The organism is Methylobacterium sp. R2-1 (assembly GCF_014191355.1).
In the GTDB taxonomy this organism is placed as follows: Bacteria; Pseudomonadota; Alphaproteobacteria; order Rhizobiales; family Beijerinckiaceae; genus Methylobacterium.
The window spans coordinates 151604-177969 of the sequence record NZ_JACHWM010000011.1 but is presented as its reverse complement, the minus strand read 5'-3'; the positions used below and the strand labels follow the sequence as shown (position 1 = coordinate 177969).

Here is a 26366-nt window from a genome sequence, read left to right as displayed (position 1 = left end):
GCGCGCCTCAAGACCCCGGGTGAGAGTCGGCGAAGGGCTCGGCTAAGGACTCGGCGAAGGGACGCAGGCGATACCCCGCCCCTTCCAGTCCGGCGCGCACGGCTTGTGCCATCGCAAGGGCCTCGGGGTTGTCGCCGTGGACGCAGACGGTGTCGATCGCAACCGGGAAGCGTTGTCCGCCGAACGTGAGGACCGCACCCTCCCCGACCATGCGGACGACGCGCGCCGCAGCTTCCTCCGCATCGTGGATCACAGCGCCCGGTGTGCCGCGGAGTGCGAGCGTGCCGTCCTCGGCATAGGCGCGGTCGGCGTAGATCTCGCGCACCATGGACAGCCCGGCGCGCTCGGCGGCGCGCTCGGCGGCAAGCCCCGGCATGACCACTAGGACGAGGCGCGGATCGACACCAGCCACGGCACGCGCCAGGGCAGCGGCCATCGCTTCGTCCTCGTTCGAGAGATTGGCGAGCGCGCCGTGGGCCTTGACGTGGGTGACGCGAGCGCCCGCCAGAGCGGCACAGGCCTGGAGCGCGCCGATCTGATAGGCGATGTCGCGCTCGATTCGTCTTGGGCTCTCCTGAATTCGGTTCCGGCCGAAGCCGCGCAGGTCGAAGAAGCCTGGATGGGCGCCGATGGCCACGCCTCGCATCCGTGCCGCCGCAGCCGTCTCGACCATGATGTCGGGGTCGCCCGCGTGGAAGCCGCAGGCGACGTTGGCCGAGGTGACGATGTCGAGGAGCGCGGCGTCGTTGCCGAGGCGCCAGGGGCCGAAGCCTTCGCCGAGATCGGCGTTGAGATCGATGCGGGCGCTCACTCGGCGGCCCGCACGGATCTCGACGTCTTCCCTTGCCGCGGCCCTCGCTGCGGCGCCGACCGATCGGGGCTTGCCGCAGCTTCGGCCCGCGGCCGCATCATCACGCCGAAGCCTTCCGCCTCGTCGCCGATGAATCGGATGCCCTCTCCTTCGAGCACCGAGCGGATCGCGTCGAGGGTCTTGGCGCGCGGGGCGACCTGATCGCTCTCGATCATGTTCAGGGTCACCACCGAGACCGCCGCGCGATGGGCCAGAACCCCTTGCGTCCACTTGAGAAGGCCGCGGCCGGCGCGGATCTGGGCGGGGGTGATGGCTAAAGGGTTCATGGACGGGAGATGGTCGAAGCTGAAAGAATTTTCAAGTTTCCGGTTGACGCATCCGAGGCACAACCGTAAGCACGGGCCCATCGGCTCAGCCGGGCCGGAGAAGCGAGCGTTACGTCTTACCCGTATCGGGAAAGACTCCGCTCGTTCGCTCCCGCGTCCGGCTCGCGGCTCGAAAGACATCGCCGGCGCGGGCCAGTGGGCATCGGTTATCACCTGTCACGTGAAGCCCCGATCGCCCTTTTGCACGTCCGCGCTTCCCATCGGCCCCGCCTCGACGGAGCAAGGCATGAAACACGACGATCTCAGCGTCGCCGCTTTCGCCCGTCCAGGGTCTGAGCGGCCAGGGTCGAAGCGGTCGTATCCGATCGCACGAGATACGGCCGGTCACGCGGGCCGATAGCGGGCGGTTATCTCAGGGAATCGAACGCCTGGCGCCTTCGGGCTAAGGGCTCGGTTGTCCGCAAGGACATTCCCGTGCGCACCGCCATGCCTGCGTGGCCGCCGTTCCGTCTCGGCCGCCCATCACTTCCACTCCCCATTTCGGCGGCCCCTGCGGGCCGAACGGCGACGGTTACCGGGAGAGCGCTTCGGCACAAGCCGCGGTGGTCGCGGATTCGAGTTCCGCCGGGCATCACGCCCGTAGCTCAGAAAAACCCGTCCCCGACCGCCATGTCCGCAGGTCCGTTCACGGCCGAGGTGTAGGAAAACTTTCAGAGCGCGCGGGCCGAAGAGGAAAGGTTACCGCTCTTACCGGGGAGGTCGCGGGTTCGAATCCCGCCGGACCGCGAGGTTCGTAGCTCAGTGGCAGAGCACCACACGCCTTTTCTCACACCATGACCGCGCGGCCCCTCGGCCGGACAATCGTCCGGCCGAGGGGCGCAAATCGACAAAAGAATCGGCCGTGCGGGCCGATGGAGACAGGTGATCGTCGGCCGAGAGGCCGGGTTCGAATCCCACGGGCCGCGAGGTCCGATGCCCGGGTGGCGGACGGGCGACGCACGCCGCGCGAGCGGGCCGCCTGTCTCCCCTCCATGCCCGCATGGCCGCTGACGGAACAAACGAATTCGGCCGCGCGAGCCGGATTGCGAGGGTGATCTGGTCCTCAGGGTTCGAATCCCAAGCGCCGTAAGGTGCTGTGGTCCCTCGCAAGAATCCACGACCGCGCGGCCGCAACGGGCCTCGGGGCAGCAACCAAAAGAACCCCGCGGAGAGAGGAGCGAGCAATGTTGAACTATGGAAAGCTGTTCTCGCTCCGGCGCACCCCGCAGTCGGAGCCCCTTCCCCGCACCGTGCCGAACGCGGCTGGCGGCCATGCCTTCGCGGTGAGCGACTGGGCCCGGCTCGACCGCTTCCTCGTGCTGGGCTCGGAGGGCGGCTCCTACTACGCAGGCGAGCGGGCCCTGACCCGGGAGAACGCCGCCGCGGTGATGCGCTGCATTGCCGAGGACGGGGCGCGGGCGGTCGCAAGCATCGTCGCGATGAGCGAGGCGGGCCGGGCGCCGAAGCAGGATCCGGCGATCTTCGCTCTCGCGCTCGCGGCCTCCGCGGAGGCGGAAGCGACCCGTCGGCTGGCGCTCGCCGCCCTGCCCCGGGTCTGCCGCACCGGCACGCACCTGTTCCAGTTCGCGGATGCCGTCGAGGCGATGCGCGGCTGGGGCCGGGCGCTCCGGCGCGCGGTCAGCGACTGGTACCGAGCGCGTCCGGTCGACGCGCTCGCCTACCAGGCGGTGAAGTACCGGTCCCGTCAGGGCTGGTCGCACCGCGACCTCCTGCGGCTGGCTCACCCGGAGACGGACGAGCCGGCCCGGAAGGCGCTGTTCGACTGGATCTGCCGCGGCACACTGACCGAGGAGACGCCCGCCCTCGTCCACGCCTTCGCTTCGGTGCAGGCGGAGGGCGTCGATGGCGCCTTCGCGGCGGCGCAGGTGCGCACGCACGGTCTGCCCTGGGAGGCGCTGCCGACCGGTCTGATGACGAGCCGCGCGGTGAACGAGGCCCTGATCGAGCGCATGCCGATCGGTGCCCTCGTGCGCCAGCTCGGCCGGCTCACCGCGGCGGGGGCGCTCGCGCCCTTCACTGCGGCGACCGAGCACGTGGTGGGCGTGCTGTCGGACCGGAAGCGCCTGTTGAAGGCGCGCCTGCACCCGATGGCGCTTCTGCTGGCACTCCGGACCTACGCGTCCGGGCACGGTCAGCGCGGCCGGCTCTCCTGGGAGCCGGTCGGGGTCATCGTCGAGGCGCTGAACGCGGCGTTCTACACCGCCTTCGGAAACGTCGAGTCCACGGGCCGGCGCCTCGTGCTGGCGCTGGACGTCTCCGGCTCCATGGCTTGCGGCTCGGTGGCGGGTTCCGCCCTGACGCCCCGTGAGGCGGCCGCCGCGATGGCGCTCGTCACCGCGGCGACGGAGGAGCACTGGCAGGTTCTCGGCTTCACGGCCGAGGCCGGTCATGCCTGGAGCCAGGGGGCGGCGCTGACCGCCCTGCCGATCGGGCCGTCGATGGGCCTCGATCAGGCAGTCGAGGCCACGGCCGACCTGCCCTTCGGCGGGACGGATTGTTCGCTGCCGATGCGGTGGGCGCTGGAGCGGGGCGTGCGAGCCGACGCGTTCGTGGTCTACACGGACTCGGAGACCTGGGCCGGCCCGGTCCACCCGGTGGAGGCGCTTCGCCAGTACCGGGAGAAGACCGGGATCGCGGCGAAGCTCGTGGTCGTGGGGCTCGTTTCCAACGGCTTCAGCATCGCCGACCCGGAGGATACCGGCATGCTCGACGTGGTCGGCTTCGACACGGCGGCGCCCGCGCTGATCGCGGATTTCATCCGCGGATGATGAGAGGGACGGACGGCCCGGAGCGAGCCGTCCGTCCCGGTCCTAAAAATCCAATCAGACGGAGCGGCACCATGACGACGATCAACGGGCGCGATCCATCCGGGCTTCCACTCGGCCGATATCTTCTGCCCGCGCCGCCGAGTTCGCGAGCATCACGGTCGGGCATTTCGAAACCGGTCAAACGCGCCCGCTCGTGAGGGCAACGATCTGACTTCCGCAGCATGCTTGCAGAGAGACTGGGTTTACACCACCACCGCCATCGCGGCCTTCTCGCCCACCCCGAAAACCCGCTTGTAGCGCTCCACCTCCGCCGCCGGCCCCTGCGCCTTGCTCGGGTTGTCGGAGATCTTCACCGTCGGGCGGCCCTCGGCTTCCGTCACCTTGCAGACCACCGAGATCGGATCGAGGCGGCCCTCCGGCACGAGGCCGCGGAAATCGTTGGTCAGCCGGGTGCCCCAGCCGTAGCCGATCCGCATCCGGCCGTGGAAACGGGCATGGATGCGCTCGATGTCGTCGATGTCGAGGCCATCGGAGAAGATCGCGAGCTTTTCGCGCGGGTCGCAGCCGCGGGAGCGCCAGAAGGCGAGCGCCTCCTCGCCGCCCTCGATCGGCTCCTTCGAATCGATGCGGATGCCGGTCCAGGCGGTCAGCCAGTCGGGGGCGTCGGCGAGGAAGCCGGTGGTGCCGTAGGTGTCGGGCAGCGCCACCAGCAGGTTGCCCGCATAGTCCTGCTGCCAGTCTGCCAGCACTGCGTAGGGAGCCTGGGCGAGCGCGTCGTCGTCGTCACCGCTCAGCGCGGCGTAGACCATCGGCAGTTCGTGGGCATTGGTGCCCACCGCCTCGACCTCGCGGCGCAGGGCGATCAGGCAATTCGAGGTGCCGAGGAACGCTCGCTCGCCTAAGCCTTCGCTCATCGCCTGCACGCACCAATCCTGCCACAGGAATCCGTGACGGCGCCTCGTGCCGAAATCAGCGATGGAGAGGTCGGGCAAACGCTTCAGGCGCTCGATCTTTTCCCAGACGCGGGTCATGGCCCGGGCGTAGAGCACCTGAAGTTCGAATTTGCCGAGACTCCGCAGCACGGCCCGGGACCGCATCTCGTTGAGGATCGCGAGTGCGGGCACCTCCCATAGGGTCGTCTCGACCCAGGGGCCGTGGAAGGTCAGCGCCACCTGTCCTTCGCGCACCTCCAGCTCGTATTCGGGCAGGCGGAACGCCTCGAACCACGCCATGAACTCGGAGGAGAGGATTTGGCGCCGGCCGTAGAAGGTGTTGCCGCGAAGCCAGGTGGACTCGCCCCGGCTCAAGCGGATCGTGCGGGCGTGATCGAGCTGCGCCCGCAGCTCTCCGAGATCGATCTCGTCGGCCACCCGCACGCTCCTTGTGCGGTTCTGGATCGCGAAGGTGACGTTCACGTCGCGGTGACGGCGGAAGATCATCTGCGCCATCAAGAGCTTGTAGAAGTCCGTATCGAGCAGCGAGCGCACGATCGGGTCGATGCGGAAGTTGTGGTCGTAGACCCGCTTCGCGAGGTCGATCATGGGCCGTCCGTGTCCGGGGAGTGTCGCCCGAGCTTGGGGCGGAACGCTTCGGCGATCAACGCCGGCGGGCGCCAGGCTTCGTAACAAAAAAGGCGCTCCTGCCGGGGGCGGGAGCGCCGAACGTCACGGACGGGCACAAGGGCCCCTCACAATGACAGAATCAGGCGAGGTTGACCTTCTTGGTCTCGGTCTTCGGGCTCTCGCCGGTGAGGGAGGCCTTCACGTAGCCGTAGAGGTGGACCATCGTGCTCGACGGGCTGTCCCAGTACTCGCCCTGCTCAGGGTGGATGCGGATCAGGCCGACCTCCGGGTCGTCCTTGCCTTTGGGGAACCACGTCTTGAGGCTCTCCTGCCACTTCTCGTCGATCAGCTTCTGATCGCGGATCACCTCGGCCTTGCCGGCGATCGAGACGTAGGTCTGGCTCGACGGGTCGGAATAGGCGAGGTTGACTTGGTTGTCGCGGCCGATCTCGGCGGTCTTCGGGCTGTGCAGCTTGGTGAAGAACCAGATGTCGCCGTTCTCGTCGATCTCGTTGTTCCACATCGGGCGGCTGTTCAGGGTGCCGTTCTGGTCGGCCGTGGTCAGCATCGCGACCTTGACGTCCTTGGTCAGCTCGAAGAGCTTCTTCGCGCCCTCGTGGTCGCGATGGTTGCCCTGGTGCATGAGATCCGTACTCCGTCTGTCGTCAATGGCGTGTGCCGGGCAGGCCGACGACCCTTGTCTGTGTTCGCCGCCCGGCGATTGCAGCGACAACGAGCGAGGCCGATCTTGGTTCAGGGTGCTCGGGCGAAGCTTTGCCGGAGAGTGGGATGAGGGGTGCGCTGCTCGCCATGCTGCTGGTCGCCGCGGTTCCGGCCTCTGCGGAGGTGCGCTTCGGCCCCGGCGTGCGCATCGGCGGCCACGATTTCTCGAACCGGCGCTATCGCGGCGTCCACATCGAACGGGTGAAGCGTCTGCGCGGTCCCCTCGGCTGCCGGCACCTGCGCCGCGGCTTCTATCGGCGCGGTGACGGCTCGGTCGTGCGCGGGCCGATGGAGGTGTGCAACCTGGTCGCCGTTCCGCCGGACCGGCGGCGGTGAGGCAGCGCGCCCGGGCTGGTGTTTCGCGTGGGGCTGGTTAGATGGACGGGGCGGACGGTTCCGCCCAACGCCCGATGGAGCTTGAGTTTTGGCCATCACCCGCGACGACGTGCTCAAGGCGCTCTCGACCGTCACGGTGGATGGCGGCGGCACCACCCTGCCCGGCTCCGGCCGCCTGTCTCAGGTCCTGATCGATCCGGGCAACCGGGTGATGTTCTCGATCCTGATCGACCCGAGCGAGGCCGAGCGCTTCGAGCCGGTGCGCCGCGAGGCGGAGGGGCGCGTGCTGGCGCTGCCCGGCGTGTCGAGCGTGCTGGCGAGCCTCACGGCCGAGCGGGCATCGAGCGCCCCGGCTGCGGGCGCCGCGCCGCGTCCACCCGCCGGACCCGGCACGCCGCCGCCGCGCCAGGGCAACGCCCAGGGTAACGCTTTGCCCGGCGTGCGCCACATCGTGGCGGTGGCCTCGGGCAAGGGCGGCGTCGGCAAGTCCACCACCGCCTGCAACCTCGCCCTGGCCCTCAGCGCACAGGGCCTCAAGGTCGGCCTGCTCGATGCCGACATCTACGGGCCCTCTGTGCCGAAGCTTCTGGGGCTCTCCGGCAAGCCGCGGGTGATCGAGGGCAAGATCCTAGAGCCGCTCCAGGCCTACGGGCTGAAGGCCATGTCGATCGGTCTGCTGATCGAGCCGGAATCGGCGATGATCTGGCGCGGGCCGATGGTGCAATCGGCGATCACGCAGATGCTGCGCGACGTGGCCTGGGGCGAACTCGACGTGCTCGTGGTCGACATGCCTCCCGGCACGGGCGACGCGCAGCTCACCATGGCCCAGGCGACGCCGCTATCCGGGGCCGTCATCGTCTCGACGCCGCAGGATCTGGCGCTGATCGACGCGCGCCGCGGCGTGACCATGTTCCGGAAGGTCTCGGTGCCGATCCTCGGCGTGATCGAGAACATGGCGACCTTCATCTGCCCGAATTGCGGGGCGGCCTCCGCGATCTTCGGCCATGGCGGCGCCCGCCACGAGGCCGAGCGCCTGGAGGTGCCGTTCCTCGGCGAGATCCCGCTGACCATGGCGATCCGCGAGACCTCGGATGCCGGCCGCCCGGTGGTGGCGACCGATCCGGACGGGCCGCAGGCAAAGGTCTATCGCGAGATCGCCGAGAAACTCTGGGGCAACCTCACCGGCGCGCCCGCCGGCCGGGCGGCGCCCCGGATCGTCATCGAGTGAGTTCGGCCCCGGTCCTCGGCCTGATTCTGGCCGGCGGCCTGTCGCGGCGGATGGGCGGAGGCGACAAGCCCCTACGCCGTCTCGCCGGGCGGACCCTGCTGGAGCGCGTCGCCGAGCGCCTGAGGCCCCAGTGCCAGGGCGGCCTCGTGCTCAGCGCCAACGGCGACCCTGCCCGCTTCCGCGACGTGTTTTCCGGTGAGATCCTGTCCGATCCCGTCCCGGACCATCCGGGGCCGCTGGCGGGTATCCTCGCCGGGATGGAGGCGGCGCAACCCGGCATCACCCATGTCGTGAGCGTGCCCGGCGACGCGCCGTTCCTGCCGCACGACTTCGTGGCCCGGCTCGTTGCCGCCGCGGCAGCGGAGGGCAAGCCGATCGCGCTCGCGGCCTCGGGGGAGCGGCGCCACTTCACCAGCGCGCTCTGGCCGGTGGCGCTTCGCGTCGACCTGCGCGACTGGCTCGGGCGCGGCGAGCGGCGGGTCGGCGGCTTCATCGAGCGGCACGGGGCGGCCGTCGCCTCCTGGCCGGTGGCGCCCGTCGATCCCTTCCTCAACCTCAACGCACCGGAGGATCTGGCCGCCGCCGAGGCGATCTTGGCGCGTCTTCCTTGAGACGTTGTCAAAGCGCCGCTGGCGAGGCCGCAGATGTTGTGCCGGCGCCTTGGAATTCATATTTAAGTAACTGAAACGACGGCCTTTGGTCCGGGGCAAGGTCTCCCATCCTCGCCCTCATCCTGAGGTGCCGCGAAGCGGCCTCGAAGGATCCTCCAGGAAGCACGCGATCCCTGGAGGAGCCTCCGAGGCCGCCGCTTCGCGCCGGCACCTCAGGATGAGGCGGTGGATCGGAGCGGCCGCCCCGCGACGGCCTTTCCGTTTCACCCGGCGGCTTCCTGCGGCGGGTGAACGAACAGAAGAACGAGAGAACGACGTTGGCAGACGACAACGACGCACCCGGCGCCGGCACGCCGCCGCCCGCGACCGACATCAAGCCCGTCTCCATCACCGACGAGATGCGCCGCTCGTATCTCGATTACGCCATGAGCGTGATCGTGAGCCGGGCGCTGCCCGATGCCCGCGACGGCCTCAAGCCGGTGCACCGGCGCATCCTCTACTCGGCCTTCGAGTCCGGCCACCTGCCGGAGCGCAAATACGTCAAGTCGGCCCGCATCGTCGGCGACGTGATCGGTCAGTACCATCCCCACGGCGACCAATCGATCTACGACGCCTTGGTCCGCATGGCGCAGGACTTCTCCATGCGCCTGATGCTCATCGACGGGCAGGGCAATTTCGGCTCGGTCGACGGCGATCCGCCGGCCGCCATGCGCTACACCGAGTCGCGGCTCGCCCGGCCGGCGACCTCGCTGCTCGCCGATATCGACAAGAACACCGTCGATTTCCAATCGAACTACGACGATTCCCGCGAGGAGCCGACGGTCCTTCCGGCCCGCTTCCCGAACCTGCTCGCCAACGGCGCGGGCGGCATTGCGGTGGGCATGGCCACCAACATCCCGCCGCACAATCTCGGCGAGCTGATCGATGCCTGCGTGGCGCTGATCGACGATCCGAGCCTCACCATCGAGGCGCTCAACGAGATCGTGCCGGGCCCGGACTTCCCCACCGGCGGCATGATCCTGGGACGGGCCGGCACCCGGCAGGCCTACGCCACCGGCCGCGGTTCGATCATCATGCGTGCCCGCTCGCATGTCGAGGAGCTGCGCAAGGAGCGCGAGGCGCTGATCTTCACCGAGATTCCCTATCAGGTGAACAAGGCGACGCTGATCGAGAAGATCGCCGAGCTGGTGAAGGATAAGCGCGTCGAGGGCATCTCGGACCTGCGCGACGAATCCGACCGCGACGGCATGCGGATCGTGGTCGAGATCAAGCGCGACGCGATGGCCGACGTCGTGCTGAACCAGCTCTACCGCTACACCCCGCTCCAGACCTCGTTCGGCGCCAACATGGTGGCGCTCAACGGAGGGCGCCCGGAGCTGATGAACCTGAAGGACCTGCTCCTGGCCTTCAACGACTTCCGCGAGGAAGTCGTCTCCCGGCGCACCAAGTTCCTGCTTAACAAGGCCCGCGAGCGCGCCCACGTCTTGTGCGGTCTGGCCATCGCGGTGGCCAACATCGACGAGGTGATCCGCCTGATCCGCACCTCGCCGGATCCGAACACCGCCCGCGAGGCGCTGATGGCCCGCGACTGGCCGGCGCACGACATCGCCCCGCTGATCGCGCTGGTGGACGATCCGCGCCATCGGGTCGCCGACGACGGCACCTACCGCCTGTCGGAGACCCAGGCCCGCGCCATCCTCGACCTGCGTCTCCAGCGCCTCACCGCGCTCGGCCGCGACGAGATCGGCGACGAGTTGAAGAAGCTCGCCGACGAGATCGCCGACTATCTCGACATCCTGCGCTCGCGCGCCCGCATCCAGGCGATCGTGAAGCATGAGCTGGCGGAAGTGCGCGAGCTGTTCGCCACCCCGCGCAAGACCGAGATCATCGATTCCGACTTCAGCGTCGAGGACGAGGATCTGATCGCCCGCGAGGACATGGTCGTGACCGTGTCCCATGCCGGCTACGTCAAGCGCGTGCCGCTCTCGACCTACCGGGCGCAGAAGCGCGGCGGCAAGGGCCGCTCCGGCATGAGCACGCGTGACGAGGATTTCGTCACCCGGTTGTTCGTCGCCTCGACCCATACGCCGGTGCTGTTCTTCTCCGACCAGGGTCAGGCCTACAAGGAGAAGGTCTGGCGCCTGCCGGTCGCGGCGCCGAACGCGCGGGGCAAGGCGCTCGTCAACATCCTGCATCTGCAGAACGAGGGTGAGCGGATCACCACCATCATGCCGCTGCCCGAGGACGAGGCGTCCTGGGAGACGCTCGACGTGATGTTCGCCACGGCCTCCGGCAATGTCCGCCGCAACAAGCTGTCGGACTTCGTGCAGGTCAACCGCAACGGCAAGATCGCAATGAAGCTCGATCCGGGGGACCACATCGTCCATGTCGAGATCTGCCGGGCCGACCAGAACGTGCTGCTCACCACGGCGCTCGGCCAGTGCATCCGTTTCCCCGTCGAGGACGTGCGTGTCTTCAAGGGCCGCGATTCGACCGGCGTGCGCGGCATCTCGCTCGCCAAGGACGACCGCGTCATCTCGATGGCGATCCTCAACGCCTTCGACGCCTCGCCCGAGGAGCGCGCCGGCTATCTGAAGATGCGCCGCGCCGTCATCGGCGATGGGGGCGAGGAGGCCGAGGCGCCGGAGGCCGAGGAGAGCACGGCGGAGGCCGCAATCTCGCAGGAGCGCTACAGCGAGATGGGTGCCGCCGAGCAGTACGTCCTGACGCTGTCGGAGCGCGGCTTCGGCAAGCGCTCGTCCTCCTACGAGTACCGCACCTCGGGCCGCGGCGGCAAAGGCATCACGGCGATGCGGGTCAACGCCCGCAACGGCAACCTCGTCGCGTCCTTCCCCGTCGAGGCCTCCGACCAGATCATGCTCGTCACCAATGCCGGCCAGCTCATCCGCGTGCCGGTGGATGATATCCGCATCGTCGGTCGCGCCTCGCAGGGCGTGACGGTGTTCAACACCGACAAGGCCGAGCGCGTCGTCTCGGTGGAGCACATCGAGGGCGAGGAGGAGAGCGGCGAGGAGGAGGCCTGAGGCCCGCAGCCGTCATCCCGGGGCCGCGCAACCGAACCCGGGATCTACCCGTGATGCGGCGCCGGGACTTGGCGGCGAGTCGGATCGTGGAGTCCGGGTTCGCCTTCGGCGCCGCAGAACGACGGGAGAGAGGGGTATCGGTGCTGTCTATCTTCTCGCACAAGCGGGATGGCACGCTGTCTCTCGGCGTCACGCGCGACTTGGGCCGGCGGGTATGGGAACACAAGACCAAGGCGGCACCGGGGTTCTCGGCCCGCTACAGCGTCGATCGCCTCGTCTGGTACGAAGTCTAGGATCGCATCGATGAGGCGATCGCCCGCGAGAAGGCCATCAAGAAATGGCGCCGCGAATGGAAGATCGCTCTGATCGAGACGATGAGCCCGGATTGGGTGGATCTCTATGATCGGTTGAATGCCGGAGCGGACGACTTGCCACCGCTCCTGCAACTCTCATCACCGTCATTCCGGGACGCCGGAGGCGAACCCGGAATGACGATGGGTGAGGCGGAGGACCGCTCGGGTTCCGTTTGCGGGGAAAATGCTCTAGGCCCGTCCCGTGACGACCCGCACCGCCCTCTATGCCGGCTCCTTCGATCCGGTCACCAACGGCCACCTCGACGTGGTGCGGCAGGCCTGCCGCCTCGTTCCGCGGCTGGTGCTCGCCATCGGCGTGCACCCGGGCAAGGCGCCGCTGTTCACGGCCGAGGAGCGCGCTGCCCTGCTGCGTGAGACCTGCGAACCGCTCGCTGCTGCCGAGGGGGCGAGCCTGGAGGTCGTCACCTTTGACGACCTCGCCGTCTCGGCCGCCCGGCGCTGTGGCGCCCGCCTGTTCATTCGGGGCCTGCGCGACGGCACCGACCTCGACTACGAGATGCAGCTCGCGGGCATGAACGGCGCCATGGCCCCCGAAGTCCAGACCGTATTCCTGCCCGCCTCCACCGGCGTACGGCCGATCACCGCGACCCTGGTGCGCCAGATCGCGGCCATGGGTGGCGACGTCTCGCCCTTCGTGCCGCCGGTCGTCGCCGCGCGGCTCGCCGCCCGCTTCGCGAAATCCTGATTTCCCACACGGAGCTTCAGCCCGCATGAACCGCCGCCACGCCGTCCTCGGCCTCGCCCTCTCCGCCATGCTCCTCGCCGCCCCGGCACGGGCCGGCGAGAACACCGTCATCCTTGAGACCAAGGACGGGCGGGTCACGATCGAGCTGCGCCCGGAGATCGCGCCGAAGCACGTCAAGCAGCTCAAGACGCTGATCGGGCAGGGCTTCTACAACGGCCTGAAGTTCCACCGGGTCATCGACGGCTTCATGGTCCAGACCGGCGATCCCAAGGGCAACGGCACCGGCGGCTCCAGCCTGCCCAACATACCCGCCGAGTTCTCCTCCGCCCCGTTCAAGCGCGGCACTGTCGGCATGGCCCGCTCGGGTGATCCGAACTCGGCGAACTCCCAGTTCTTCATCTGCCTCGGCGACGCCGAGTTCCTGAACAACAACTACACCGTCGTCGGTGTCGTCACCTCCGGAATGGACGTGGTCGACAAGATCAAGAAGGGCTCCAAGGCCAATAACGGCTCGGTGCAGGACCCCGACAAGATCGTCAAGATGACGCTCGGAGGCGGCCAATAGCGGCCGGACGCACCTTGTGTCGCCGGGCTGGCCATCTCGCCGGCCTCCTCGCGGCCGGGCTGGCTCTGTCCGCGGCCCTGCTCGCACCGGGCAGGGCGAATGCGTTCGAGGGCATTGAACCTTGGCGCACCCTGCCCCAGACCTTGCGGGGCACGCAGCGGGTGCCGCTGCCCGCGGCAGGAACGGAGGCGGCTCCGGCCGACACCTTGCGGGCGCTCTACCCGGCGCTCGCGGCCTGCTGGCAGGTGCCCGAGGGCTTGAGCCGGTTCGAGCGGGCGGAGATCACGGCGCGTCTCTCGCTGCGCCGGGATGGCTCGGTGATCGGCACGCCGCAGATCACCTTCGCGAAAGCGCCGGGCGACACGAAGACCCGGGAAATCCTGATACGGGCGACGCTCGACGCGATCGCCCGCTGCACGCCGGTCCGGCTCACCCCGGCTCTCGGCGGCGCCATCGCGGGGCGCCCCCTGGCGCTGCGCTTCATCTACGACGGACCCAGAGGACAGGGAATTTAAGCCATGGCAGAGACGAACGAGACCATCGTTCTGGAGACCACCAAGGGCCGCGTCGTCATCGCGCTGCGCCCCGACCTCGCGCCCAACCACGTCGAGCGGATCAAGACGCTGGCATCCCAGGGCTTCTACGACGGCGTGCCGTTCCATCGCGTCATCGACGGCTTCATGGCCCAGACCGGTGATCCGACCGGCACCGGCTCGGGTGGTTCCGAACTGCCCGACCTCAACGCCGAGTTCAACGCCGAGCCGCACGTGCGCGGCACCTGCTCGATGGCGCGCACCAACTTCCCGCACTCGGCGAACTCGCAGTTCTTCATCTGCTTCGCCGACGCCCGCTTCCTCGACCGTCAGTACACGGTGTGGGGCAAGGTGATCGAAGGCATGGAGGTGGTCGACACGATCAAGCGCGGCGAGCCCGTGCGCGATCCCGATCGGATCGTGAAGGCGACCGTCGCCGCGGCGTAACAGGAGTTTCCCTCCCCCTTGCGGGGAGGGGGCAGGGGTGGAGGTGGGGGGCGTTCGGGAAGGGACCCCGCGGTGCCTTCTGCACCACCCTCACCTCCGGCTCCTCCCCGCAAGGGGGAGGAGAGGAGATCCTCACCCCTCCGGCGGCTCCCTGAGCCCCGCGGCCTCCTCCAGCCACGTCAGGATCTCCGGCGCTCGCCAGGGCTTGGGCATGAAGGTCGCGGTGACGCGCAGGTCGCTCGGCTGGTCACCCGCATCGCCCGAGGTCAGCAGCAGGCGGATGCGCGGCCAGGTCACGCCGATGATCCGTGCCAGCTCGAAGCCGCCGATCGTGCCCGGCGTGCGCACGTCGGAGAACACCACGTCGATCCCGTCGCCCCGCTGATGCAGGATGTCGAGCGCGCTCTCCGCCGTCTCGGCCTCGATGACCTCGAAGCCCTTCTCCTCCAGCAGCTCGGCCGCGAGGTAGCGCTCGTCGGGCTCATCCTCGACGACGAGGATGACGGGCCGGCGGACTGTGGGTCGTGCGTCACTCATGACCGGTCACTCATGACCCTGGCTTATCTTGAGAGCTCACGGGAAAACGCTGATTGCGCTTCCCACGCGACATCCTCCGGCAAAGTCCCCGGCAGACAATACGATAGAACGGTAGAGGCGAACGTCTGTCGTTCAGCGGCAACAGCAGTCCGTTTTGTTGCATCCGCCCTGCTGACACATGCAGATTTGAGGTGGGGTAAGCCGTCGCACCCGCGTTGCGTGCAGGGCTTCGGTCGCGGAATCGTCGCCGACTCGATGGTCAAGCGGACGGGCGGAATAAAATCCGCATTTTCAACAGGGATGGCAACGATCAGGCGGTTGACGGGTTACGGCTCAGGTGTGTTCACTCTTTGTTCCAAGAGCCGCCGCAAACGCCAACCCTTGAACCAGCGCCCATGCCCCCTCCCCATTCCCCCGACGCACCGACGCTGGCCGAGCTTCGCCGGCTGACGGACTCCGTCGGGACCGGTGCCGGGCCTGATGCCGCTCCCACCCTGCCCTTCGGCGTTGCGGGGCTCGACGCGGCACTCCCCGGCGGCGGCTTGGCGCTGGGCGCGCTTCACCAGATCCACGAGGGCGGCCCACGCGGGCGTTACGCCGCCACCGCCGTGCTGTTCGCGGGCGGCATCCTCGCCCGTCTGGACGGTCCGGTACTGTGGTGTCTGCACAGCCGCGATCTGTTCGCTCCGGCGCTCGCCCGCGTCGGGCTCCACCCCGACCGGGTCGTCTATTGCGAGACGTGGCGCGATACCGAGGTGCTGCCGGCCATGGAGGAGGGCCTGCGCCATCGTGGGCTGGCCGGAGTCGTCGGCGAACTCACCCGCATGACGCTCACTCCTTCCCGTCGACTCCAACTCGCCGCGGAGGGCTCGGGCGTCACCGCGCTCGTCGTGCACCGCCTCTGCGCGGGCGAGGCCGCCGAGCCGGAGCCCTCCGCCGCACGAACCCGCTGGCGGGTGGCGCCCGCCCCTTCTGACGGCATGAGCCGTCGCATGGGCCGCCCGCGCTGGCGGCTCGAATTGCAGCGCAGCCGTGGCGGGGCGCCGGGAGCTTGGATCGTGGAGGCCTGCGATGCGCAGGGTCGTCTCGCTGTACCTGCCAGCCTGGCCAACCGACCGGCTGCGCCGGAGCGGGTCCAGCGCCGCGCCGCCCGATGAGCCCCTCGCGACCGTGGCGCAGGACGGCGCCCGGCGCGTGCTGGCCGGCGTGGACGCCGCCGCCCGCCGCTTCGGCCTGTACCCCGGCATGAGCGCGGCCCATGCCCAGGCGCTCGTTCCTGGGCTGCACCTCGTGCCCGCCGCGCCCGAGGCGGATGCGGCGGGGCTGGAGCGGCTCGGCCTGTGGTGTCAGCGCTACGCGCCGATCGTGGCGACGGATCCACCCGACGGGCTCCTGATCGACATCACCGGCGCCGCGCATCTCTTCGGGGGCGAGGCGCCCCTGCTCGCCGACATCTCCGCCCGCCTGGAGCGGACGGGCATCGCGGCGCGGCTCGCGCTTGCCGATACGCCGGGTTGCGCTTGGGGCCTGGCCCGCTTCGGTGAGGGCGGGATCGTGCCGCCGGGCGGCGCGGCGCAGGTGCTGGCCCCTCTGCCGGTGGCGGCCCTGCGGCTCGGCTCCGAGGCCCAGCGGGCGCTGCAGGATGTCGGCCTGACCCGCATCGGCGGGCTGACGGACAAGCCGCGGGCCGCCTTGCGGCTGCGCTTCGGCGCCGAGGTCCTGTTCCGGCTCGACCGGGCGCTGGGATACGAGCCGGAGCCGCTGGCGGCGCTCGTCGCGCCGGAGAGCCCGCGGGTGGCCCTGCGCTTCGCCGAGCCGGTCGGCGCCCGCGAGACCCTGGAGCGGGTCGTCACCGACCTCTGCGCTCGGCTCGTGCCGGAACTGGAGCGGCGCGGCCTGGGAGCGCGCCGCCTCGACCTCATCTTCGCCCGCGTGGACCGCCTCGATCAGGCGATCCGGATCGGCACGGCGAGGCCGAGCCGCGACGCCGCCCACCTCACCCGGCTGCTCGCCGAGCGCCTCGCCCTCGTCGATCCCGGCTTCGGCATTGAGGAAGCGGTGCTGTGCGCCTCGCGGGTCGAGCCCCTGGCCGAGCACCAAGAAACGCACCTCGCGAGCCATCTCGCCGCCGGCCCGCAGGCGCTGGATCTCGCCGCCCTGATCGATACCCTGCTGGTGCGCCTCGGCGCCGCCCGGGTCTATCGGCTGGCACCGGTGGAGAGCGACCTGCCCGAGCGGGCGGTGCGCCGCGTGCCAGCGCTCGCCGCCCCCCTCGGCGTGGTCTGGCCCACCGACCTGCCCCGTCCGGCCCGCCTTCTGGCGCCCCCGGAGCCGGTCACGGCGATGGCCGAGATCCCCGACGCGCCGCCCCTGTTCTTCGTCTGGCGCAACACCCGCCACCGCATCGCGCGGGCCGATGGGCCGGAGCGCATCCTCGGCGAGTGGTGGGTGACGGACGCGGAGGCCGACCTCACCCGCGACTACTATCGGGTCGAGACGGAGGCGGGCGAGCGCTTCTGGCTGTTTCGTGACGGGCCGATGCAGGCCAACGGACGCTGGTGGCTGCACGGGCTCGGCGAGGCGTGAGCACGCCGGAGCTTCAGGTTACGACGCACTTCTCCTTCCTGCGCGGCGCATCGAGTCCGGAGGAGCTTTTTTCCGCGGCAGCTCTGCTCGGCATTCCGGCGCTCGGCGTGACCGATCACGGCTCGCTCGCCGGGATGGTACGGGCGCATCAGGCGGCGCGGGCGACGGGCATGCGCCTCGTCGTCGGCTGCCGGCTCGATCTCGACGATTTTTCTTCGCCGCTGCTCATCTATCCGACCGACCGAGCCGCCTACGGCCGGCTCAGCCGCCTGCTCAGCCTGGGCAAGGCCAGGGGAGGCAAGGGCCGCTGCCGCCTGACGTGGCGCGATCTCGAAGAATGGCAGGAAGGGCTTTTCGCGATCCTCCTCCCCGAACGGCCGGAGGCGACGCTCCCGAACGATCTGGTCCAACTCAAAAAAAGGTTCGGCGCCCGCGCCTCCTGCGCGCTGACCCGCCGCTTCCGGCCCGATGACGCGGACCGGCTCGATGCGGTGGCCGCTGCCGCGCGGGCGGCGCGGGTGCCCACCGTCGCCACCGGCGACATTCTCTACCACGTCGCGGGACGACGCCGTCTGCAGGATGTGGTGACCTGCATCCGACTCGGGCTCACCATCGACCGGGCGGGCTTTGCCAAGGAGCGTCACGCCGACCGCTTCCTCAAACCTCCGGAAGAGACCGCGCGCCTGTTCGCGCGCTTTCCGGAGGCGCTGGCGCGGGCCGGCGAGATCGCGGCCGCCTGCACCTTCTCGCTGGACGACCTCACCTACAGCTACCCGACGGAAGCCCGCGAGGACGGGCTCTCGCCGCAGGAGCGCCTGGAAGCCCTCACCTGGGCCGGTGCGGAACGGCGCTATCCGCAAGGCGTGCCGGAGGAGGTGACGCGCCAGCTGCGCCACGAACTCGATCTGATCCGGCGCCTCGCTTACGCCCCTTACTTCCTCACGGTCGAATCCATCGTCGCCTTCGCCGATCGCAAAAAAATCCTGTGCCAGGGGCGCGGCTCGGCGGCCAACTCCGCGGTCTGCTTCTGCCTGCGGATCACCTCGATCGATCCGATGCGGCAGAACCTGCTGTTCGAGCGCTTCGTCTCGGAGGCGCGTCGCGAGCCGCCCGATATCGATGTCGATTTCGAGCACGAGCGCCGCGAGGAGGTGATCCAGTGGATCTTCGAGACCTACGGCCGCCACCGCTCGGCGCTTACCGCCATCGTCAGCCGCTTCCGTTCGCGCGGGGCGCTGCGCGAGGTCGGCAAGGTGATGGGCCTGCCCGAGGACGTGACCGGCGCCCTCAACCGCCTGACCTGGAGCTGGAGCAGCGAGGGCGTCGGCGAGCGGGAGCTGCGCGAACTCAATCTCAACCCCGGCGATCGGCGCCTGCGTCTGACGCTGGAGATCGCCCGCGAGCTGATCGGCACGCCGCGCCACCTCTCGCAGCATCCCGGCGGCTTCGTGCTGACGCTCGACCGGCTCGACGAACTGGTGCCGGTGGAGCCCGCGGCGATGGCCGACCGTCAGGTCATCGAGTGGGACAAGGACGACATCGACGCCCTCAAGTTCATGAAGGTCGACGTGCTCGGGCTCGGCATGCTCGGCTGCCTGCGCCGCGCCTTCGATTATCTGCGAGAGGTCAAGAACGACCCCTACGATCTCGCCTCGATCCCTCCGAAGGATGAGGCCACCTTCGCGATGATCCGGCGCGCCGACACCCTCGGCGTGTTCCAGATCGAGAGCCGCGCGCAGATGGCGATGCTGCCGCGGATGAAGCCGGACAAGTTCTACGACCTCGTGATCGAGGTGGCGATCGTGCGCCCCGGTCCGATCCAGGGCGATATGGTACACCCCTACCTGCGCCGCCGCGAAGGCCTCGAAGAGGTGACCTACCCGACGCCCGAGCTGAAGGCGGTTCTGGAGAAGACGCTCGGCGTGCCGCTGTTCCAGGAGCAGGCGATGCAGGTGGCGATGGTGGCCGCCGGCTTCTCGGCGACCGAGGCCGACGAGCTGCGCCGCTCCATGGCGACCTTCAAGATGACTGGGGGCGTTCACCGCTTCCACGACCGCTTGGTCGAGGGCATGGTCGCCAACGGTTATGCCCGCGACTTCGCCGAGCGCACCTTCAAGCAGCTCGAAGGTTTTGGGTCCTACGGATTCCCCGAGAGCCATGCCGCCTCCTTCGCGCTCCTGGCCTACGCCTCCTCGTGGATGAAGTGCCACCATCCCGACGTCTTCTGCGCCGCGCTCCTCAACGCGCAGCCGATGGGGTTTTACGCCCCCGCGCAGATCGTCCGCGACGCCCGCGCCCATGGCGTCGAGATTCGCGCCCTCGACGTGAATTTTTCGGAGTGGGACTGCACCCTGGAGCCGCTCGGCTCCGGCCGAAAGCTGTTCGCGGTGCGCCTCGGCCTGCTCCTCGCCAACGGTTTGCCGGAGCGGGACGGCCGGCAATTGGCAAAGATGCGGGGCGGGCGGCGCTTCGCTTCCCTGCCTGAACTGGCAGACCGAGCCGGCATCCCGGCGGCGAGCCTGACCTGCCTCGTGCGGGCCGACGCGTTCCGCTCTCTCGGCCTCAACCGGCGCGAGGCGGCCTGGGCGGTCAAGGCCCTGCGGCCCGACCCCCTGCCCCTCTTCGCCGCCCTGTCCGAGAGGACGGGGGTCGAACCGGCGCAGGCGGCCGAGCCCGCCGTGTCGCTGCCGGCGATGAGCGCGGGCGGCGAGGTGGTGGCCGATTACTGCGCCAAGGGCCTCAGCCTGCGCGCGCACCCCCTCGCCTTCCTGCGCGAGACCCTCACCGGTCTGGGCGCGCGGCCCTGCGCGGCCTTGGATCGGGCCCGCAACGGGGCGCAGATCGTCGTGGCCGGGATCGTGCTGATGCGCCAGCGGCCGGGCTCGGCCAAGGGCACGATGTTCATGACCCTGGAGGACGAGACCGGTGTCGCCAACCTGATCGTCCGCCCCGAGCTGTTCGACCGGCAGCGCCGGGTCGTGCTCGGTGCCCGGCTGATGGCTTGCCGCGGCCGGGTGCAGCGCGTGGGCGAGGTCGTCCACCTCGTGGCGGCGGAGCTCTTCGACCGCTCCGGCCTGTTGCGGCGCATCGGCGAGGACGAGGAAGCCATCGCCCTGCGCACCGGCAGCGGCGATGAGACCGGGCAGAGCGTCCGGCCTGATCCCCGGGCGTCGGCGTTGCCGGTGCGGGCGCGGAATTTTCGGTAGGATCGATCGGAAGCTGTCCGGGTTTCTAAAGCGTGTTCATGCCAACGATGCAGAACCCATGCCCAAAAGGATCGCTGCAGAAGGCAACGGGGGGAAAGCCCGACACGCGGTGCACCTGTTCTGACCTTGCGCCGTTTGCCAAAGCGCGTCCGAGCGTCCCTTCGAAGTCATCGACACGGAAATCGACGTGAACCGGTGTCCAATGGCGCTCATACCGGCGAAGGTCGTTGCTTCCTGGCGCTGGTGATGATCCAGCCGGCTTCGCAAGCAGCCCGATCGTAGCATCACCCGATGTTAACGTTGCGTAGCCGGGATGAGGCCGAGACGTTTCGACAAAACCGAAGACATCACCAAAAAACTTCAGACCCTCTTCGATCGACGGGACGTCGATGGAAACAGTCACCTTCATTTCAGCCATTCCCATCGCTTGTCTGCCGATCGGCCTGTGCAGAACGTATCGCGCCTTGGGCCTGATCCTGCCAGAACCTCTCCCTCCATCAAATGCCGGCTTCCCACGCTCATCAGTCCTTCATGGTGTCCAGCCGATTGCGTTCTGATCCGAGGCGTCGATCGTCGGCATGAAATCGGGACGAGGCTTCCTCCCGCCCGCGCCCTCCTCCTTCAGGCCGCTTCGCGGCACCTCAAGGGGGCTATTTCAACGCCGAGCACGCACATTTCCACGTGCTGATGCTGCTCTTTACTCGCGGCGATGGTCGGCTTCTGCCTGACCCGCGACTTGTTCAACCTGTTCGTCTGGTTCGAGCTGATGAGCGTCGCGGCCTTCGGCCTCACCGCCTACCCGCTCGGCCGCAGCGCGCTGGAAGGCGCCTTCAACTTCACGATCACCAACGCGCTCGCGATTCCTGATGCTCGCCGGCACCGGCCTGCTCTACGCCCGCACCGGCACCTTCGACTTCGCGACCATGGGCGAGGCCGTGGCCCGGACCGGCTCCGACCCGGTGCTCACCGCCGGCTTCGTGCTCCTGGCCGGCGCCCTGCTCACCAAGGCCGCGGTCCTGCGCGCCGCGGCCCGCATCTTCGGGGGCGCCAGCGGCGTGCCCGGCCCGGAACTTCCGGCGCCGACCGAGCGCGAGCGGGAAAAGCTCGACCGTCCGCTCTGGCTGATGGCGCTCCCGGCGCTCGTCCTCGTCGCCCTCGCGCTGGCCAAGGCTGCGATGCCCTTCCTCGGTGCCGTGGCGGCGCGCCTGAGCGATCCGGCCCTCCCGCCGCCTGCCCTGCCTGAAGCGGGGTGGGGCAATCTGGCCCCGCTGCTTCTGATCGCTGCCCTGTTCGCCTTCGCGCTCCGGCGCCGCCGCGCCCTGCGTGGCCCCGCCCAGGCGATCACGCGGGGTGAGCGGTCGGCGTTCCGCGCGCTCCAGGCGCTGCATAGCGGGCTGGTGAGCGATTACGTGACGTGGATGGCGGCGGGGCTGGCGCTGTTCGCCCCGGCCGCCGGGTTTCCGGTCGGCCCGACCGGACCGTGACCGAACCGACACGCGCGGCACGGGTTGGATCCTCGGGATGCAGGGGCCGGGCGCCGGCGCGCACGGTCGAGCGGGCCAACCAATGGCTCCCCGAAGAGAACGCCGAGGATCTGGCCGCGCTAATCCTCGACTTGACCCGCGCCGCGTGAGCGTGGGCCACCGCGAAGAAAAAGGTCCGTTCCGTCGATGCAGACAGTCTCCCAACCGCGCGACACCGCCATCGTGTTCGGCGGCGGCAATGCGCTTGGCGCCTACCATGCCGGGGCCTTCGAGGTTCTTCAGGCTCGCGGCATCCGGCCGAACTGGCTGGTGGGCGCCTCGATGGGGGCGGTTACCGGGGCGATCATCGCCGGCAACGCGCCGGAGGACCGGATCGAGCGGCTCCACCGGTTCTGGAACGAGGCGACGCTGCACACCGGCTTTTCCGGAACCAATCTCCTGAAGCCGCGCCAGTACTACAACGCTCTCCACTCGCTCCTGACGCTGACCTGGGGGCGGCCCAGCATCTTCACGCACCGCTATCCCGGCCCGTGGTCGGCGCTGCCGTGGGTGCCCAACGACGTCGCTCTGTTCGATCACCGGCCCCTCCTCGACACGCTGGGTCGGCTGGTCGATTTCGAGCGCCTGAACCGGGCCGAGATCCGCCTCACCGTGGCCTGCATCGACGTGGCGACCGGCGAGGAGGTGTTCTTCGACAACACCCGCCGGGCGATCCGGCCCGAGCACATCCTGGCGAGCGCGGCCCTGCTGCCGGCTTTCCCGCCGGTCGAGATCGACGGGCGGTTGCTGTGCGATGCCGGCTACACCAACAACCTGCCCCTCGATCCACTGTTCGAGCCTGAGCCGACCCGCGACCTGCTCTGCATCGCCCTCGACCTGTTCTCCCTGCGGGCCGACCCGCCGCGCTCGCTCGACGCGGTGCTGGAGCGGGCCAATGATCTCATCTTCGCCAGCGCCGCCCGGCGCGCGGTCTCGGGGCTCACGCGCAGCTACGCCTTGCGCGAGCGGCTCGATCCGGACGGGCCGGTCGCGACGCTGCTGCACCTCGTCTACCGGGCCGGCGCCGACCAACTCGCGTCGAAGAGCTTCGACTTCTCGCCCTCTTCGATCCGGGACCGCTGGCAGGCGGGCGCCCGCGACATGGAGCGGGGGCTCGCCCGACTGACCGAGCTGCCACCCTCGCAAGGGCGCTTTCGCTACGAGTGCCCGTGACGGTGACGTTCCGCTCGGCGGCACCCACGCCGTCGACTCGGCGCGCAATCAACTCGCGGATGCGGGCGGCGAGGCTGTCGCTCGCGAACGGTTTGGCGAGGATGGACATCCCGGTTTCCAGTTGTCCATCGCTGAGCAGCGCGTTCTCGGCGAACCCCGTGATGAACAGCACCTTCAGGTCCGAGCATGTCACCCGGGCCGCGTCGGCCATCCGGCGGCCGTTGAGGCCGCCGGGCAGGCCCACATCCGTGATGAGCAGGTCGATCCGCGCGTCGGACTGCAGGACCTTGAGGCCGCCAGCCCCGTCCGCCGCCTCGACGGCAGTGTAGCCGAGGTCGCCCAGCACGTCCGTCACCAGCATGCGCAGGGTCGGCTCGTCGTCCACCACCAGCACAGTCTCGCCGGCCTGCGGGAGCGGGAACAACTCCTCTCCCGGCAACACCTCCTCGATCTCGGCCTCGCTCCGGTGGCGCGGAAGGTAGATCCCGACGGTCGTACCGTGCCCGATCTCGGAATGTATCCGCACCTGCCCGCCGGACGGCTTGGCGAACCCGTAGAGCATCGACAGGCCGAGGCCCGTGCCCTGGCCGATCGGCTTCATCGTGAAGAAGGGAGCAAACGCCTTGGCAACCACCTCCGGCGGCATGCCGGTGTCGGAGACGCTGAGGACAGGTCCTCTCGATCCGGCATGTCCTGCCGTCGGGCTCCTCGCGGGAACGGGAATTCAGCACGGCCATGGACATGGTAGCGATTTCGTCCCGGACGACCGGCTTGTACGCGCAGGTTTGGTTTGCCCAGAATCCAATCCGCGAACGTCCTGTGCCCACGGCGGGCGGAGGTTGGTACCGCAGCCCATCAAGCCGATCGCGCCCCGCCCCAATCCTCGCCGATCAGGTCCGCGCGGACTTGGCCGGTCCGAGAGAGCGCCGCCACCAGCCGAACTCGGGCCGGGCCGAGGCCGGGTGCGCTTGCCGTCGGGCCGCGAGCACGAGGTAGACGAGGGAGGCCAGGTGCCCTGCCCCCACCGCCGCCGCCGCACCGCTGACGCCGCCGGCCTGCATCAGGGGAACCACCACGGCGATCGACATGACCATGCTCACGCACAGCGACTCGAACAGCACCCGTGTGTTCTGCTTGGCGCGGAAGTAGTTGGCGGTGAGATCGCGGGCCAGCACCACCATGACGCTGACCGAGAGGATGCGCAGGCAGTTGCCGTAGGCAGCGTATTCTGTCCCGAAGATCACGCGCAGCCACATCTCGCCGGGGATGGCGAGAATTGCCAGGATCACGATGATCGGCACGCCGAGCTTCACGCTTGTGCGCAGCAGGTAGGCGCGCAGGGCCGCCTCGCCGCCCTCGGCATGGGCACGCGCCGCGGCCACCGGCAGGACGTTCTCCGTGGCGGCGAGCAGCAGCAGCACGGTTCCGATGAGGTACTGCGCCGCCCGAAGGCCGCCGAGTTCCTCGAGGCCGAGCACGGAGCCCGCCACCAGCCAGATGAGCTGTTCCTGGACGAAGGTGACGAAGACGATCGGCAGGAGCCAGCGCGCGAGTGCGATGTGGCGCCGGGTGACCGCGCCGGTCTGCACGCAGCCGGGCCGTCGCAGGATCGGCCGGCCGATCGAGACGATGAAGGGCAGGCAGGTGGCGACCGACGTCGCCGCGAGCAGCCAGACGAAGCCGTTGCCGCCGATGACGTCCTGCTCCACCCAGACCAGCAGGGCGACGAAGGGGAAGCTCGCGGCGCGGGCGAAATCCATCAGCAGGGCCTGCACGCCCCTGCCTTTCGCGAACAGAAGGCGGCGCAGGGTGAACTGGAGGTTCTGCGCCAGCATCAGGGCGCAGGCCGCGACAAGCGTCTCGCCCGACATCCCCGCGATCAGGAGAGCGATCACCACGAAGACGGCGCCGGGCGCCGAGAGCAGGAAGGCGCCTGCGAGGATGGTCGCGCCATAGGCCGTCGAGACGCCGCTGCGGGCGCCGACAAGCGTCATCATCGGTGCGGTGATGAGCGCGTTGTGCAGGGCCTGGGCGAAGCTGAGCACGATCAGGATCATCGCGAAATGCCCGAACTCGGCGATGCCGAGCAGCCGGGCGGCGGCGATGCCGCTGACGAAGCCGAAACCGCTGACGACACCCTGGTCGGCCAGAGCCGCGAGCGCGGCCGGCGGGCGCCGGACGAGGCCGGCGCCGCGCCGGATCAGGCCGGCGAGCCAGGAGGGCGCGGTCGAGGCTTCGGTCATCGCGGATCTCCTGCTCATGTCCCGGTCAGCGCGTGGCCAGGACGGCCGTCGCGGCGCGGCGCAGCAGCCGGGTCCGGCTGAAGAGCCAGAGCGGGTTGGCCGCGACGACGTTGCGGCTGACGCCGCGCTTGAATTCATAGACGCCCGGATTGCCGGCCGGGTCGATGCCGCCGAGATCAAGCACCGACGCCCCCTCGCGCTTGGCCCGCTCGATGAGGTGCCAGAGCGCCAAGCGGCCGGCCCCGGTCGCTTTGGCCCGCTCGTTCGAGGCGACGTAGAAGTCCGTCCAGCGATTCGCCGTCCGGTGGATGATCCGCACGAGGATCGGCTCGTCCCGCTCGCGCATCTCGAGGAACACGAGATTGGGGTCGTTGGCGGCCAGATCGCGGAAGGCCGCCGTGTCGAGGCTGTTGCGGAAGCCCTTGCGCCGTTTCAGGGCGGCGTAGAGGCGACCGAACGTCTCGAAGGCGGATTGGCGCTCCGCCGGAGTGGTCGGGAATCTGGTCGTGAGGTCCGGATTGCGCTCGGTGCGTCTGAGCACGTCGCGCCAGCGGCCCTCCATGTGGGCGCGGATGCGCTCCAGGGCCTGAGTGAGATCGAGTTCCAGCGTGTGCGCCCGGGGGGTGATGACCGGCGCGAAACCGTGGCCGAGCAGGGCCAGCACCGCTGCCGGCGATTGAAACTGCTGATAGTTCACCCCGAGGACGTCGAAGCGGCCGAGATCAAGATGGTCGAGGAAGGCGCGGAACACGGCGTCGGCCCGTGCCTCTCCCAGCGTCGTGAGGACCGGGCAACCCTGCGCCAGGACCAAGTGGCCGAACATGCGGCGACGGCGCTGAACCTGCGCGTAGGCGAGCGCCTGACCGTCGCTGCCACGGATCGTGACCCGCCGCACGTCCCAGCCGACGCGACGCTTATACTCGCCCCAACGACGCGACGCGTAGATGTTGGCGCCCGTCTGCTGCCAGACCGCCTCGTCCCAATCGGGATCGTCCGTCACGTCGACGACCGTCGTTTCACCCACC

At 69.4% G+C, this 26366-nt stretch carries 23 protein-coding genes, 1 tRNA gene and 2 pseudogenes; 16 read left to right on the top strand and 10 right to left on the bottom strand.

The genetic code is table 11. The features are described from left to right. Nucleotides 1–7: 7 nt before the first annotated feature. Nucleotides 8–811: a LamB/YcsF family protein gene (locus tag FHU13_RS16645; protein WP_183436961.1), complete on the bottom strand. Its 804-nt coding sequence runs from the start codon at nt 809–811 to the stop codon at nt 8–10. Then, nucleotides 808–1137, bottom strand: a complete 330-nt coding sequence (locus tag FHU13_RS16640) for a multiprotein-bridging factor 1 family protein (RefSeq protein WP_183436960.1) — start codon at nt 1135–1137, stop codon at nt 808–810. The genes FHU13_RS16645 and FHU13_RS16640 overlap by 4 nt, the downstream gene beginning before the upstream one ends. 719 nt (nt 1138–1856) lie before the next feature. Here FHU13_RS16640 and FHU13_RS16635 point away from each other — a divergent pair. After that, nucleotides 1857–1924, top strand: a tRNA-Ser gene (locus FHU13_RS16635). Nucleotides 1925–2360: 436 nt separating this feature from the next. After that, nucleotides 2361–3965: a TROVE domain-containing protein gene (locus FHU13_RS16630; RefSeq protein WP_183436959.1), complete on the top strand. Its 1605-nt coding sequence runs from the start codon at nt 2361–2363 to the stop codon at nt 3963–3965. Between the two features lie 242 nt (nt 3966–4207). Here the strand turns inward: FHU13_RS16630 and FHU13_RS16625 are convergent, their stop codons facing one another. Continuing rightward, entirely contained in the window at nt 4208–5506 is a 1299-nt protein-coding gene (locus tag FHU13_RS16625; RefSeq protein WP_183436958.1) for a nicotinate phosphoribosyltransferase, read from the bottom strand. A 160-nt stretch (nt 5507–5666) separates the two neighbouring features. Then, the gene (locus FHU13_RS16620) at nt 5667–6170 is read right to left on the bottom strand and encodes a pyridoxamine 5'-phosphate oxidase family protein (RefSeq protein ID WP_183436957.1); all 504 of its coding nucleotides are present in this window, start codon (nt 6168–6170) and stop codon (nt 5667–5669) included. A 146-nt stretch (nt 6171–6316) separates the two neighbouring features. Between FHU13_RS16620 and FHU13_RS16615 the strand changes: the two genes are divergently transcribed. The 9 genes and pseudogenes from FHU13_RS16615 (at nt 6317) to FHU13_RS16575 (ending at nt 14073) form a co-directional block, all read left to right on the top strand. After that, nucleotides 6317–6586 carry a hypothetical protein gene (locus tag FHU13_RS16615; protein WP_183436956.1) on the top strand — a complete coding sequence of 90 codons (270 nt, stop codon included), beginning with the start codon at nt 6317–6319 and terminating at the stop codon, nt 6584–6586. Nucleotides 6587–6674: 88 nt separating this feature from the next. Beyond that, nucleotides 6675–7814, top strand: coding sequence for an Mrp/NBP35 family ATP-binding protein (locus FHU13_RS16610; RefSeq protein ID WP_183436955.1), 1140 nt, complete (start codon nt 6675–6677; stop codon nt 7812–7814). Beyond that, nucleotides 7811–8425: a molybdenum cofactor guanylyltransferase MobA gene (gene mobA / locus FHU13_RS16605; RefSeq protein ID WP_183436954.1), complete on the top strand. Its 615-nt coding sequence runs from the start codon at nt 7811–7813 to the stop codon at nt 8423–8425. The genes FHU13_RS16610 and mobA overlap by 4 nt, the downstream gene beginning before the upstream one ends. Before the next feature lie 317 nt (nt 8426–8742). Next, the gene (gene gyrA, locus FHU13_RS16600) at nt 8743–11469 is read left to right on the top strand and encodes a DNA gyrase subunit A (RefSeq protein ID WP_183436953.1); all 2727 of its coding nucleotides are present in this window, start codon (nt 8743–8745) and stop codon (nt 11467–11469) included. Nucleotides 11470–11609: 140 nt separating this feature from the next. Continuing rightward, nucleotides 11610–11870: pseudogene (locus FHU13_RS16595) on the top strand (GIY-YIG nuclease family protein); the annotation flags it as partial. A gap of 154 nt (nt 11871–12024) precedes the next feature. After that, the gene (gene coaD / locus FHU13_RS16590; RefSeq protein ID WP_183436952.1) at nt 12025–12528 is read left to right on the top strand and encodes a pantetheine-phosphate adenylyltransferase; all 504 of its coding nucleotides are present in this window, start codon (nt 12025–12027) and stop codon (nt 12526–12528) included. Between the two features lie 25 nt (nt 12529–12553). Then, nucleotides 12554–13093 (top strand): peptidylprolyl isomerase, encoded by a 540-nt coding sequence (locus FHU13_RS16585; RefSeq protein ID WP_183436951.1) that lies wholly within the window; start codon nt 12554–12556, stop codon nt 13091–13093. A gap of 59 nt (nt 13094–13152) precedes the next feature. Next, nucleotides 13153–13608 (top strand): hypothetical protein, encoded by a 456-nt coding sequence (locus FHU13_RS16580; protein ID WP_183437019.1) that lies wholly within the window; start codon nt 13153–13155, stop codon nt 13606–13608. Between the two features lie 3 nt (nt 13609–13611). Then, entirely contained in the window at nt 13612–14073 is a 462-nt protein-coding gene (locus FHU13_RS16575) for a peptidylprolyl isomerase (protein ID WP_017483538.1), read from the top strand. 132 nt (nt 14074–14205) lie between these two features. Here FHU13_RS16575 and FHU13_RS16570 read toward each other — a convergent pair whose 3' ends face one another. Further along, on the bottom strand, nt 14206–14610 hold the full coding sequence (locus tag FHU13_RS16570; protein WP_183436950.1) for a response regulator: 405 nt from the start codon (nt 14608–14610) through the stop codon (nt 14206–14208). A gap of 395 nt (nt 14611–15005) precedes the next feature. On the opposite strand from FHU13_RS16570, the gene FHU13_RS16565 reads away from it, so the two are divergent. The 3 genes from FHU13_RS16565 to FHU13_RS16555 are packed head-to-tail and all read left to right on the top strand — an operon-like array spanning nt 15006 to nt 20402. Beyond that, on the top strand, nt 15006–15767 hold the full coding sequence (locus tag FHU13_RS16565) for an ImuA family protein (RefSeq protein ID WP_183436949.1): 762 nt from the start codon (nt 15006–15008) through the stop codon (nt 15765–15767). Then, a complete protein-coding gene (locus FHU13_RS16560) occupies nt 15682–17196 on the top strand; it encodes a DUF6504 family protein (RefSeq protein WP_183436948.1) in 1515 nt (504 codons plus the stop codon). The genes FHU13_RS16565 and FHU13_RS16560 overlap by 86 nt, the downstream gene beginning before the upstream one ends. Further along, nucleotides 17193–20402 (top strand): error-prone DNA polymerase, encoded by a 3210-nt coding sequence (locus tag FHU13_RS16555; RefSeq protein WP_183436947.1) that lies wholly within the window; start codon nt 17193–17195, stop codon nt 20400–20402. The genes FHU13_RS16560 and FHU13_RS16555 overlap by 4 nt, the downstream gene beginning before the upstream one ends. Before the next feature lie 25 nt (nt 20403–20427). Here the strand turns inward: FHU13_RS16555 and FHU13_RS16550 are convergent, their stop codons facing one another. Beyond that, nucleotides 20428–20811, bottom strand: a complete 384-nt coding sequence (locus FHU13_RS16550) for a VOC family protein (RefSeq protein WP_183437018.1) — start codon at nt 20809–20811, stop codon at nt 20428–20430. Between the two features lie 288 nt (nt 20812–21099). Continuing rightward, nucleotides 21100–21282, bottom strand: a complete 183-nt coding sequence (locus tag FHU13_RS16545) for a hypothetical protein (protein ID WP_183436946.1) — start codon at nt 21280–21282, stop codon at nt 21100–21102. Between FHU13_RS16545 and FHU13_RS16540 the strand changes: the two genes are divergently transcribed. Together FHU13_RS16540 and FHU13_RS16535 are read left to right on the top strand one after the other, a co-directional pair. Beyond that, on the top strand, nt 21269–21886 hold the full coding sequence (locus FHU13_RS16540) for a hypothetical protein (RefSeq protein WP_183436945.1): 618 nt from the start codon (nt 21269–21271) through the stop codon (nt 21884–21886). The two genes, FHU13_RS16545 and FHU13_RS16540, sit on opposite strands and share 14 nt — an antisense overlap. A 186-nt stretch (nt 21887–22072) precedes the next feature. Continuing rightward, on the top strand, nt 22073–23098 hold the full coding sequence (locus tag FHU13_RS16535; protein ID WP_183436944.1) for a patatin-like phospholipase family protein: 1026 nt from the start codon (nt 22073–22075) through the stop codon (nt 23096–23098). Between the two features lie 40 nt (nt 23099–23138). Here the strand turns inward: FHU13_RS16535 and FHU13_RS16530 are convergent. From FHU13_RS16530 to FHU13_RS16520, 3 genes and pseudogenes are all read right to left on the bottom strand, one after another. Beyond that, nucleotides 23139–23765, bottom strand: a pseudogene (locus FHU13_RS16530) (response regulator); the annotation flags it as partial. Between the two features lie 223 nt (nt 23766–23988). Next, the gene (locus tag FHU13_RS16525) at nt 23989–25341 is read right to left on the bottom strand and encodes a polysaccharide biosynthesis C-terminal domain-containing protein (RefSeq protein ID WP_183436943.1); all 1353 of its coding nucleotides are present in this window, start codon (nt 25339–25341) and stop codon (nt 23989–23991) included. Between the two features lie 25 nt (nt 25342–25366). Further along, entirely contained in the window at nt 25367–26365 is a 999-nt protein-coding gene (locus tag FHU13_RS16520) for a GNAT family N-acetyltransferase (RefSeq protein ID WP_183436942.1), read from the bottom strand. Nucleotide 26366 lies beyond the last annotated feature (1 nt).

Excerpts from the sequence above, each read along its gene's own strand:
- FHU13_RS16640 (WP_183436960.1), bottom strand. The coding sequence starts at position 1,137 with ATGAACCCTTTAGCCATCACCCCCGCCCAGATCCGCGCCGGCCGCGGC.
- FHU13_RS16630 (WP_183436959.1), top strand. The coding sequence starts at position 2,361 with ATGTTGAACTATGGAAAGCTGTTCTCGCTCCGGCGCACCCCGCAGTCG.
- FHU13_RS16625 (WP_183436958.1), bottom strand. The coding sequence starts at position 5,506 with ATGATCGACCTCGCGAAGCGGGTCTACGACCACAACTTCCGCATCGAC.
- FHU13_RS16620 (WP_183436957.1), bottom strand. The coding sequence starts at position 6,170 with ATGCACCAGGGCAACCATCGCGACCACGAGGGCGCGAAGAAGCTCTTC.
- FHU13_RS16615 (WP_183436956.1), top strand. The coding sequence starts at position 6,317 with ATGAGGGGTGCGCTGCTCGCCATGCTGCTGGTCGCCGCGGTTCCGGCC.
- FHU13_RS16585 (WP_183436951.1), top strand. The coding sequence starts at position 12,554 with ATGAACCGCCGCCACGCCGTCCTCGGCCTCGCCCTCTCCGCCATGCTC.
- FHU13_RS16575 (WP_017483538.1), top strand. The coding sequence starts at position 13,612 with ATGGCAGAGACGAACGAGACCATCGTTCTGGAGACCACCAAGGGCCGC.
- FHU13_RS16570 (WP_183436950.1), bottom strand. The coding sequence starts at position 14,610 with ATGAGTGACGCACGACCCACAGTCCGCCGGCCCGTCATCCTCGTCGTC.
- FHU13_RS16565 (WP_183436949.1), top strand. The coding sequence starts at position 15,006 with ATGCCCCCTCCCCATTCCCCCGACGCACCGACGCTGGCCGAGCTTCGC.
- FHU13_RS16560 (WP_183436948.1), top strand. The coding sequence starts at position 15,682 with ATGCGCAGGGTCGTCTCGCTGTACCTGCCAGCCTGGCCAACCGACCGG.
- FHU13_RS16550 (WP_183437018.1), bottom strand. The coding sequence starts at position 20,811 with ATGAAGGTGACTGTTTCCATCGACGTCCCGTCGATCGAAGAGGGTCTG.
- FHU13_RS16540 (WP_183436945.1), top strand. The coding sequence starts at position 21,269 with ATGCTCGCCGGCACCGGCCTGCTCTACGCCCGCACCGGCACCTTCGAC.
- FHU13_RS16535 (WP_183436944.1), top strand. The coding sequence starts at position 22,073 with ATGCAGACAGTCTCCCAACCGCGCGACACCGCCATCGTGTTCGGCGGC.
- FHU13_RS16525 (WP_183436943.1), bottom strand. The coding sequence starts at position 25,341 with ATGACCGAAGCCTCGACCGCGCCCTCCTGGCTCGCCGGCCTGATCCGG.